Raw genomic sequence first — 10,429 nt, 5'->3', positions numbered from 1 at the left:
CCACCGGACTTCGACCGCGACGCCTACAAGCGACGCAACACGGTCGAGCGCTGCATCAACAAGCTCAAACAGTGGCGCGGCCTGGCCACCCGCTACGACAAAACCGCCACCATCTACCTCGCCGCCATCTTCATCTGGTCAGCGAGGCGATCCGAAAGAAACGGCCTAGCCGACATTGGGAGCCCCCTGATTGATCCGACTGATGACGATGATCACGGGGCCGACAGTGCCACACGGCACTGACATCGGGCCGGCTCTTCGTGGTGCCCGCCGCGGAGGGAACTGCCGCAGCCCGCTGGAGCTGTATCTGCTCCAGTCGAGCATCAGGTCTATTTCGTTAGGGGTTCTTAGTCAGAACGGTGGGTCTTCGGAGTAGCCGCCTGTCCCGTCGGCCGCCCACCAGGAATCACGTTCCGACTTGAGACGGGCGTAACGCTCGCGGGCTGCGATGTCGTCCGCGTTCTCCAGGTCGCTGGTGTCGTGACCCCATGCCTTCATCGCGTCCAGGACGCGGTCTCGGTTGTAGCGGTCGGTGCTGGTGGTCAGCAGACGACGGGCATGGCCGATCAGCTCGGCCCGGTGCGCGGTGAGCACGGGGTGCTCTGCCAGGGGGATTGCAGCGACGAAAGCCGCGTCGCGTACCTCCGCGTTGTCGTGGCCGAGAAGAGGATGGACGGCGGAGAAGATCGCCGGGCGCAGGTCCCGGAACGCGCGCATTTCCCCGTACTCGTCGAGGAACTCCTTGCCGAAGTGGCGTTCGCCGATGGCGACGCACTCGTCGTCGGCGTCGTGGGCGGTGGCGCTGAGCCACTCAAGCAGTCTCACGAGGGTGGGGCGGCGCGGTGGCATGTCGGCATCGTGGCCGAAGTCGCCTGCCTCGACGGCAGGGTGGTGGAGGATGGCCGCGACGTAGAGCGCCACGGGCACGGTGGCTTCGTAAATGGTGTTCTGGTGGGTCACTTCCCTGAGCGCGTCATCGGTGGCGGCCGACCTGACGACCGGGTCGGCGCTGAGGATGCGTGCCAGCGCCGTCGGCAGGGATTCGCCCGTCCCGCATGGGGTGGCGAGCGACGCCCAATCCGTACCGTCCAGGAGCGCTTGGTAATGAGGTAGCTCGTGGTGGCGAGGATTCTCGGTCCGACTGCGGCTGTTGGTCACAGGCGGAGGCTATAGCCTCTATGAGCCGGTGTGGCGCGGGGTGTCATGTGTAGAGCAGGACGCGCTTTGGTAGGAGTTGGAACCCGGCGCGGCTGAACATCTGGCGCTTGAGCATCTTGATGCGATTCACGTGTTCTTCGACGGCGCCTGAGTTCCAGGCCAGGGTGAGCCCGGCGATGACGGCGTCGAGGTTGCGGTCGATGCCTGCGGCAAGGGGTGTGGAGGCTGGGCAGGTCGTCCTTCCGGACGGCGTCGAGCCAGTGCGGCAGGCTTGCGCCCTGGCGCTCGGTGAGCATGACCGCGAAGGAGCGGCCGTGCCGGGTGAGAGTGTCGAGTTCGGGGCAGTGGATGCGGAGGGTCTTGAGCTGGAGTTGTTCGGGCTCGGTGAGGGTTTCCAGGCGGCTGAGGATCCATCCGGCGACCGTCCGGGGCGAGGGCGGCTGGGCGCCCACCGGCCGTGGCGAGGTGCGCTTCTTGTGCAGGTAGGCGCGGACGCGCTGGTAGCTGCCCGTCGACGCCGACCACACGCGGGCGGTCGCCTCTGGCGCGGGAAGAGCATCGACCAGCCTGAGCACCGTACTGCGACTGACGGACACCCCGAGGACGCGAGCGATGCGGGCTCCGGCCCGGCCCGCGAGGGGCAGACCGATCGCGGCCAGGGAAGAGCGCAGCCGCTCGGTCCGCTTACCGTGTCGGCGCGTCAGGCCGGGTTTCTGCTCGACGAAGGTACGACGCACGCACCCCGAGTTCCCGCAAACCGACGGACCCTCAGCCGGTGGACAACGCTTCGTCCACCGCTCGGAACATCATCGGGAATCCGCAGGTACGAACCATGAACCCGGTTCGACCAGATCCGGCAGGCAGGGCACACGGCGCCGTCCGCGGTGCATTGCGCGTCAACGCGTACGATCTCGATGTTCACCTCCACCGATAGCGCCGCGATGTCCCCGATCGATGGGAACAGCAACTCCTTCAGTTGGAGCGCGACCTCATCCACGGCCCCGAACTGTCAGCCCAATCACCTTGCCACCGACCGTTTTCGGGCGACTTTGCAAACGGCCCGGAGAAGCAGCCGTCACTCAGCGTCGCCACACCACACAAGCTGAGCCGAACCCGACTACCGGCGCCGTTTCGACGTGGGATTGAGCGTCGCACCGTCGCGTGAACACCCGGTGTACGCGATCGGGAGCACCCACACTTCGGTACCGGCACAGGCGCTCAAGGCGTGGCCGCCTGCTGGTAGCAGGGGGCCCGCACCACACGGTGACGGTGCCGGGCCGGCGGACTGTGTTTCGCACAGGCTTGACAAGCAGCCGTGGTGACTCTCGAACATATCGACATCGATCATCCAGCACCATCGCAGAGTGGCTCACGAAGTTGAGCCAGAGCCGGAGAGCGGGAGACCCCCGCCCCGGTAGGCCGTCCGACCCGCCAGATGAATGGCCTGGAACTGACTTTTTACCTCGGGCATGATGATCTGATCCGCCATCAGGCTTTGCGCACTGTCGGCATAGCTGGCGAAACTTTCGTCGACCAAACAGGGGCGCAGCGGACTATCTAGTCGCGAACCCTCTCCCGCGCGACCCGTTGACGCTCCCGCATCACGCCCATACCGTCTGCCTATCAATCGGAAACCCGCACGAAACTTTCGGGAGCATCCATGCCATCCAGCACGTCCTCCCGTGCCCGCAAGGCACTCGTCCTGGGTCTCACCGGTCTGCTCGCCGCAGGCGGCCTCGCCACCACCTCCGGCACCGCCGAGGCCGCCGGCAACACGCTCGGCGCGGCAGCCGCCGAGACGGGCCGCTACTTCGGCACCGCTGTCGCCGCGAACCACCTGGGCGAAGCGCAGTACGCCTCGACACTCGACACCGAGTTCACCTCGGTGACCCCCGAGAACGAGATGAAGTGGGACGCGGTGGAGCCCAACCGCGGCTCGTTCAGCTTCTCCGCCGCCGACCAGATCGTCAGCCACGCCCAGAGCCGGGGCATGAAGGTCCGCGGCCACACCCTGGTCTGGCACTCCCAACTGCCGGGCTGGGTCGGCGGCCTGAGCGCCACCGACCTCAGAACGGCGATGAACAACCACATCAACCAGGTCATGGCTCACTACAAGGGCAAGATCCACTCCTGGGACGTGGTGAACGAGGCGTTCCAGGACGGCTCCAGCGGCGCCCGCCGCAGCTCGCCGTTCCAGGACAAGCTCGGCAACGGCTTCATCGAGGAGGCGTTCCGCACCGCCCGCGCGGCCGACCCGGCGGCCAAGCTCTGCTACAACGACTACAACACCGACGGCGTCAACGCGAAGAGCAATGCCGTCTACAACATGGTCAAGGACTTCAAGGCACGCGGCGTTCCCATCGACTGCGTGGGCTTCCAGTCCCACTTCAACAGCGCCTCCCCGGTTCCCGCCGACTACCAGTCCAACCTCCAGCGCTTCGCGGACCTCGGCGTGGACGTGCAGATCACCGAACTGGACATCGAGGGCTCCGGCACCAGCCAGGCCACCAACTACAGCAACGTCGTCAAGGCGTGCCTGGCGGTCACCCGCTGTACCGGCATCACCGTCTGGGGCATCACCGACAAGTACTCGTGGCGCTCCAGCGGCACCCCGCTGCTCTTCGACTCGAACTACAACAAGAAGCCCGCGTACACCACCGTACTGACCACGCTCGGCGGCTCCTCCGGCGGGGGCGGCACCCCGGGTGGCGCCACCTGCACCGCCACGTACAGCAAGCAGGAGGAGTGGAGCGACCGCTTCAACGGCAAGGTGACCATCACCGCGGGCAGCTCGCCGATCACCAGCTGGTCCACGACGGTCACCGTGACCCCGCCGCAGAAGACCATCGCGACCTGGAACGGCTCGCCCACCTGGGACAGCAGCGGCAACGTCATGACCATGCGGCCCAACGGCAACGGCAGCCTCGCCGCAGGCGCGTCGACGAGCTTCGGCTTCACGGTGATGAAGAACGGCAACTCGGCCGCCCCCGTAATCGGGGCGTGCACGGCGTCCTGATCTGCACGAACCGCGCCCTCTCGGCCGTACACCCCCGTTGGGTCGTACGGCCGAGTCATGAGGGCCGAACGTCGTAGGCACGGTGTACGGGCGGGGGACGAGATATCGCTGCCGTGGAGGGGTACCGGTTGACGACCCTGGTCGTGCTGGACGTGTCCGTCAAACGCGGCATTGCCGTCCACGCAGGCCGGCCTGGGGCCGAGCGGACCGCGCCCGCGGTAGGTGGTCAAGGCGTACGCCGTCGCCTTCGCCGCGTTCATGCAGTTCGGCGGGCGTGCCGGAGGCCTGTACGGCCGCAACCGGACATTCCTGCGTCTCTGGGGCCCTCGGCAGCGACGTCCGGCGCTGACTACGGCACGCGACGCGACGGACAACACAAAGGAGGCGGGTACATGAGGATCGGGGAAACGCGTCCCGCCCGCCAGAACCGCACCGCCGCCTATCTCCGGTTCGTCGACGTCGACCAGCTGCTGTTCAACTTCCGTGCCAACCACCGCCTGTCGACGGGCGGCGCGGCCACTACCGGCGGCTGGGAGAGGCGCTCGCCTTCCCGCTCCCCAGCCACGTCCTGGCCTTCTGAGCGTTCACCTCACGGCCGGACGCGCGCGACAACCGTGCCGTAAATGCGATGACCTGCGGTGACGGGCCGTGGCACAGTCACCGCATGTCCGACGACATCGCCTATCCCGTCTTCCGTACCCCCGACCCCGCGCTCGCCTTGAGCACTGCGCGGCGCATCATGGAGTTCGGCCGCTGCGAGTACTCCAAGGTTTCCGTGTACGCCGAGCTTCGCTCCATCGCCGAGATTCGGCGGGTGGCGAAGGAGCTGCCCGGGGGATGGTTCCGGGGGCAGGAGGAGTACGGGGAGTTCGACGGGGTGCCGTTGGCGGAGCAGCCCGCGCTGGTCCTCGGTGCTCAGGGGCCCGGTCTGCCGGCCGATCCGGCTGCGTACGAAGGGCGGCTGCCGGTGGAGTGCGAGCTGCACAACCTGCCGGTCGGCAGCATCGAGGACGCCTTCACGGCGGCGATCGGCCCGAACACGGGCACGATCAACTGGACCAGCCTGTGCTGGCCAGACGCGCCCGAACTGGGCTTTCTCGGCGAGTCCAAACACGCTGAGGTGACGCTCCTGCTCAACACCCGCACCCGCGAGCTCGACGAGCCCGCCGACGACCACACCGTCCTCGTCCACGTCCGCAGCGTCAGCGTCGACGGCCGCCAAATGCGGGAGCCGTACGCTCACTGGCTCGCCGAGCAGGTGGGGCTCACGGTCATCGGGCCCGGGCAACGGTGCTGAAGCCGGCCGGGCCCCCTCGATGAGTTTCGGTGCCGGGCCGGCCGCCCCAGGTCCGGCCGGGACACTCGGATCGGGTCGAAGACCGGCTCGAAAGGCGGGGAATCACCCGCCTGGCGGTCGTGATCACTACTGATAGCGGCTGCTGCCCCTGCTTGACCGCCATGAGCACCGTAGCCGGCCAGACCGGCCGATTACGGTGCTCAGCCACAACAGCACAGCAGTCTGCGAATGGCCGTTTCACCTTGCGAGCGAGGCCCGATGCATCCGTCGGACCTTGAGGCGCAGTGTGGTCGGGCCGGAGCGCGCGGCCGGAGGGGCCCGTTAGGCTTGGACGCGCCGCCAGGCGGTCGACCGCCGCCCGGCGGGGTACGGTGCCCGGCAGGGGTACGGCGCTCGTGCGGCTGCCCCGGACGACCACACCGAAGGACGGCAACCGAGTGTCTTTCTTCACCATCGGCCACCGCGGTGTCATGGCCGCCGAGCCGGAGAACACCTTGCGCTCCTTCCTGCGGGCTGAACGCGAGGGGCTGGACGGCATCGAACTGGACTTGCACCTGAGCAAGGACGGCGAGCTGGTCGTCATGCACGACACGACCCTGGACCGCACGACGGACGGCTCCGGTCCGATCGCCGACCAGGAGCTGCGGAACCTCAAGAAGCTCGACGCCGGCCTCGGCGAGCGCATCCCCACGTTCGGGGAGGTGCTGGACGCCGTCGGGCCGACGCTGCCGATCCAGGCGGAGATCAAGGACGTGGCCGCCGCCCGGTCGCTGGCCAAGGTGCTCAGCGACCGCGACCTGCTGGACCGGGTCTCGGTGCTGTCGTTCCACGACGTGGCGCTGACCGAGATCCACAACCTGCTGCCGCAGGCCCGCACCGTGCTGGTGGCAGGCCCCAGCGCGCACCGTGACACCTTCGTCGGCCGCGCTCAGAAGGTCGGTTCCACCCTGGTGAGCGTAGAGCTGCGCCAGCTGAACCGGGCCATTGTGGAGAAGTGCGGCGCCGTCGGCATCGACGTGATGGCCTGGACCGTCAACGACGAGCACGACCTGGCGCTGGCCCGGGCCCTCGGCCTGGTGGGCTGCGTGACCGACCAGCCCGGCATGAAGCGGCTGGTCGAGGCCACAGTCTGACCTCAGAGGCGCCAGACCGAACACCTGACCAGTTCGCAAGCTCTCTCGACGAACAGCTGTGATGGCCAACCGTCGCAATCAAGAGTGACCCAGCCGCCGTCAGACCTGCTGGAACGCCAACAGTCATGCGCAGACTGAGGTGGCCGGACGCAATGGTGTGGCCGGACAGCTGTGACTGAGCGTTTCAGTTGGCCGCTTAGGCAATCCACCTGGCCGGAGTTCGCGTTCCCAGTGGCCTCAACGGCGCCGCCTGCGCCGATGTCGTACCCCGCTTCTATGCTCCTGCGATGACGTCTTACGAAGGCACGCACCCCACCGTCCTCGTCCGGGTGGGTGACCGCCACGCGCAGATTGACGAACAGCTCGCACCCGCGATCCAGGCGATCTGGGAGTGCGGGTTCGACACCTTCACCTGCTGTCAGGATCTCGCAGAGAGCAACGCGGACTGGCCGGAGAAGCTGCCGCACATGGCGGAGTGGGTGGAGTCCAGACGTGGCTGGATGCTCATCGACTTCCCGGCCGACAGCGGACTCGCTTTCCTATCGGCCGTGGCGAACGCCGGCCCGCGGGACGCCTTCTACGTGCGAATGACGCACTGGGCGGCGCCGGGCGCGTGGGACGTGACGATCAAGCCGATGGACGTGGCGATGTTCAAGGAGGACCTCCCGTCGCGGTTCCGCCTGCACCTGCTCCAGGTGAGCTTCCCGGCCTCCGACCTGCCGGAACTGATCCAACGCCTCCGCGATCACGCCACAGGCCGCTCAGTGCCACCGGCCCCCACCGACTGGAGCACCGTCGGCCGCTAGGTTCGGGAACACTGGGTCAGCTTGTCACCCTTGGTAACGGGCGGTCAGCGTCCGTACCGTCTCGGCGATGCGGTCGCGGAGTTCGGCCGGTGCCATGACCTCGACGTCAGTGCCCAGTCGCAGGAACTCTCCGTGGGCGTGGTCGATCGATTCGATGGGTATCCGGGCCTCCGTCCATCCGTCACCCGTGGGTGTGACGCCGATGCGGCGGGCGCCCTCAGGAGTGAGCCGTACCAGCGCCTCACCGGTGTGCAGGCGGGCTCGGAAGTCGGCCAGATAGGTTTTCCAGTACGCGGCCAGGTCGAATCCGTCCGGAACGGCGAACTTTTCCAGCGGCCGGAGTCCGAGGATCTGGTCGACCCGGTAGGTGCGGATCCCGGACGGCCCGCCCGCAACCAGGTACCAGCGGCCCGCCTTCAGCACGAGCCCGTACGGCTCCACCCGCCGCTCGATCTCCTCCGGCGCCCGCCAACGCCGATACCGCAGGACCACCGCCCGCAGCTCCCACACCGCGGCGGCGACCGCGGCCAGGTGAGGTGTACGGTCGGCGTCGCCGTACCAGCCGGGGGCGTCGAGCAGGAAGCGTTCCTGGATCCTCACGGCGTGCTCGCGCAGCTCCTGGGGAAGGGCGGCCCGCAGCTTGAGTTGGGCGGTGGTGAGCACCTCGCCGAGGCCGAGTTCGGCGGCGGCGCCGGGGAGAGCGGCGAGAAATGCCGCCTGCGCCTCCTCCGCGGTCAGTCCGGTGAGGCGGGTCCGGTAGCCCTCTACCAGTCGGTAGCCGCCCGCGTGACCAGCGTCGCCGTACAGCGGGACACCGGCGGCGCCGAGCGCCTCGACGTCCCGGTAGACCGTGCGGACGGAGACCTCCAGTTCGTCGGCCAGCTGCTGGGCCGTCATCCGGCCCCGGTTCTGGAGCAGCAGGAGCAGGGTGACCAGTCGGCTCGCGCGCATGCCGCCCAGTATCCACTGACAGCGGGTGTCAGTGGAGTGCCCCTAACCTGCGGCGCATGAACGACTCCGACTTCCTGCACGGCGGCCCTTGGGGCCCTTGGGACGTGGCCAACCGTCGGGTCACCGCACCGCTCGGCTCAGGCCCTGAGGGTGGGAAAGGGGATCTCGTCGATGTTGCCGGAACCACCGAACAGCGGCCGTACCACGGAGTGCCCGCGAAACTCCACACAGGCGCCGGGGGCCAAGGCGTGACCCTGCGGCCGTTCGACCGCGAGACCGAGCGCTGGTCGATCCACTGCTCCGACAGCCGGACGGGCCGGCTGGACCCCCCGGTGATCGGCGTCTTCACTGGCGACCGCGGTGACTTCCACGGCGAGGACACCTACGACGGCCGGCCCATCCGGGTGCACCTCACCTGGCACCGCCCGCGCCCGGAGGCCGCACGCCGGGAGCAGCAGTTCTCCGGTGACGGCCGCCGCACCTGGGAGCTCAACGCAATCATGGACCTCACTGGCACCGGGTCGGTCGCCGCATGAGCATCGTCGAATTCCGCCAGTACACGCTTCATCCCGGCGCCCGGGAGACACTGATCGAGCTGTTCGAGCGCGAGTTCGTGACCGGGCAGCAGGCGGTCGGTATCACCGTCGGCGGCCGGTTCCGCGACCTTGACGACCCGGACCGTTTCGTCTGGCTGCGCTCGTTCCCCGACATGACACACCGTCGGCGCACGTTGGAGGCGTTCTACACCGGCCCCGTCTGGCGGAAGCACCGCGACGCGGCCAACGCCACCATGATCGACAGCGACGACGTCCTGCTGCTGCGTGGTCCGGGCCTCGCGCCGGAGTCAGGCACCCGCGAGGTGGTCGCGACGGTTTGCCAGCCGTCGAACACCGCTGCCTTCGACGCGTACGCCGCCCGGCACCTGGGCCCGTGCCATGCGCTGCACCGCACCGAGCACGCCGAGAACGACTATCCCGCTCTGCCCGTCCGCACCGGGGTCGACGTCCGGGTGTGGTTCGGCCCGGCCGAGCCACCACCCTGGCCGATCCGGCGGCTGCGGCTGGAACCTGTGACGACTTGACCTCATGCCGCCACGCGGGGGGTTCGCCGGCTGGTGACAGCACCCCGCCAAAACGCCTCTCGGCATGTGACCGCACAGGGCGGCGGTACCAGGGCGATGGGGCGCCGACGAGCGCGGCGTAGGTGCGCTTCCAGGCGTGTTGGTATGCACTAAAGGGTTTGCAGAAGGCCGTGGTCAGGCAGTCGGAAGCGGGTGGCGAGCCTGGTCGATTCATGCGGCGAGCGCGAGGTTGTGCATGCGGGCGACGGCCTGGACGGCGTGGTGGAGGCCGTCGTCGCGGTGTCGCCAGTCGCGGAGGACCTTGTAGTTCTTCATCCGGGAGAAGACATGGTCCACGCGGGCGCGGACCATGCGGCGGGCGGTGCCGTCCTCGCCCTTCAGCACCGCTCGCCCGGGGCGTTTGCGGTGCGAGACGACCAGGCCCGTGTTGATGTAGGCGCTGTCCCCGAGCATGGTCACACTCTCGCACTGCGGGGCCGGGCCAGGCCGGAGTCCCGCCAGGCCGTGGCGTCCACGGTCTTGCCGGGCACCGGACGGGCCGCCGCCACTACGAGGCGGGTGTCCGCGCCCCAATGACCTGCACGTTTACCGAAAGCCGGTAGGTACGGAGGAGGCACCGACGCGCAATGGATGCGACGTGACGGGGGGCAGCGGGTTCTCGACCTGGGCGACCTGAGCAGCGGGCTCGGGCAGTACGCCGCCCGCATCGCCGTCCTGGCGCGAAGGTTGCGGCCGTGGACTCCTCCCCCGCCCAGCACCAGCGCCCGCCGTGGTCGCGCGGCCCGAGGTTCTGCGGCTGCCCGGCACCGAGCAGGAGCTCGAGGTCGTCGGCGACCTTCCCCGCGATCCAGTGGTTGCGAACCTCACCGGCCTCGGTGACGCGGACGTGGCTCTAGGCCGTTTCTTTCGGATCACCTCGCTGACCAGATGAAGATGGCGGCGAGGTGGAGTCCGGCGAGGTAGATGGTGGCGGTTTTGTCGTAGCGG

Annotated in this window: 9 protein-coding genes and 3 pseudogenes; 9 read left to right on the top strand and 3 right to left on the bottom strand. The window is 68.4% G+C overall.

Annotated elements, in window-relative coordinates:
• Positions 1 to 135 (top strand): annotated as a pseudogene (locus ACZ4WH_RS43505) (IS5/IS1182 family transposase); the annotation flags it as partial.
• A 216-nt stretch (positions 136 to 351) separates the two neighbouring features.
• Here ACZ4WH_RS43505 and ACZ4WH_RS43500 read toward each other — a convergent pair.
• On the bottom strand, positions 352 to 1,158 hold the full coding sequence (locus ACZ4WH_RS43500; RefSeq protein WP_468191740.1) for a hypothetical protein: 807 nt from the start codon (positions 1,156 to 1,158) through the stop codon (positions 352 to 354).
• Positions 1,159 to 2,818: 1,660 nt separating this feature from the next.
• On the opposite strand from ACZ4WH_RS43500, the gene ACZ4WH_RS43495 reads away from it, so the two are divergent.
• The 6 genes and pseudogenes from ACZ4WH_RS43495 (at position 2,819) to ACZ4WH_RS43470 (ending at position 7,410) form a co-directional block, all read left to right on the top strand.
• Positions 2,819 to 4,174: a glycoside hydrolase family 10 protein gene (locus tag ACZ4WH_RS43495; RefSeq protein WP_468191737.1), complete on the top strand. Its 1,356-nt coding sequence runs from the start codon at positions 2,819 to 2,821 to the stop codon at positions 4,172 to 4,174.
• Positions 4,175 to 4,278: 104 nt separating this feature from the next.
• Positions 4,279 to 4,486: pseudogene (locus tag ACZ4WH_RS43490) on the top strand (hypothetical protein); the annotation flags it as partial.
• Positions 4,487 to 4,566: 80 nt separating this feature from the next.
• Entirely contained in the window at positions 4,567 to 4,797 is a 231-nt protein-coding gene (locus ACZ4WH_RS43485; RefSeq protein WP_468191735.1) for a hypothetical protein, read from the top strand.
• Positions 4,798 to 4,838: 41 nt separating this feature from the next.
• Entirely contained in the window at positions 4,839 to 5,471 is a 633-nt protein-coding gene (locus tag ACZ4WH_RS43480) for a hypothetical protein (RefSeq protein WP_468191733.1), read from the top strand.
• 437 nt (positions 5,472 to 5,908) lie between these two features.
• Positions 5,909 to 6,604: a glycerophosphodiester phosphodiesterase gene (locus ACZ4WH_RS43475; RefSeq protein WP_468191730.1), complete on the top strand. Its 696-nt coding sequence runs from the start codon at positions 5,909 to 5,911 to the stop codon at positions 6,602 to 6,604.
• A gap of 287 nt (positions 6,605 to 6,891) precedes the next feature.
• Entirely contained in the window at positions 6,892 to 7,410 is a 519-nt protein-coding gene (locus ACZ4WH_RS43470) for a hypothetical protein (protein ID WP_468191727.1), read from the top strand.
• A gap of 24 nt (positions 7,411 to 7,434) precedes the next feature.
• Here ACZ4WH_RS43470 and ACZ4WH_RS43465 read toward each other — a convergent pair whose 3' ends face one another.
• Positions 7,435 to 8,361 carry a helix-turn-helix transcriptional regulator gene (locus ACZ4WH_RS43465; protein ID WP_468191724.1) on the bottom strand — a complete coding sequence of 309 codons (927 nt, stop codon included), beginning with the start codon at positions 8,359 to 8,361 and terminating at the stop codon, positions 7,435 to 7,437.
• Between the two features lie 248 nt (positions 8,362 to 8,609).
• On the opposite strand from ACZ4WH_RS43465, the gene ACZ4WH_RS43460 reads away from it, so the two are divergent.
• Together ACZ4WH_RS43460 and ACZ4WH_RS43455 are read left to right on the top strand one after the other, a co-directional pair.
• On the top strand, positions 8,610 to 8,897 hold the full coding sequence (locus ACZ4WH_RS43460; RefSeq protein ID WP_468191722.1) for a hypothetical protein: 288 nt from the start codon (positions 8,610 to 8,612) through the stop codon (positions 8,895 to 8,897).
• Positions 8,894 to 9,442 carry an NIPSNAP family protein gene (locus ACZ4WH_RS43455; RefSeq protein WP_468191720.1) on the top strand — a complete coding sequence of 183 codons (549 nt, stop codon included), beginning with the start codon at positions 8,894 to 8,896 and terminating at the stop codon, positions 9,440 to 9,442. Before ACZ4WH_RS43460 ends, ACZ4WH_RS43455 begins: the two co-directional genes overlap by 4 nt.
• A 210-nt stretch (positions 9,443 to 9,652) precedes the next feature.
• Here ACZ4WH_RS43455 and ACZ4WH_RS43450 read toward each other — a convergent pair.
• A pseudogene (locus tag ACZ4WH_RS43450) lies at positions 9,653 to 10,055 on the bottom strand (transposase family protein); the annotation flags it as partial.
• Positions 10,056 to 10,429 lie beyond the last annotated feature (374 nt).

The organism is Streptomyces sp. NPDC029138, from assembly GCF_055564375.1.
The sequence above is the reverse complement of the archived record's forward strand: the minus strand, read 5'-3'. Positions and strand labels throughout refer to the sequence as shown.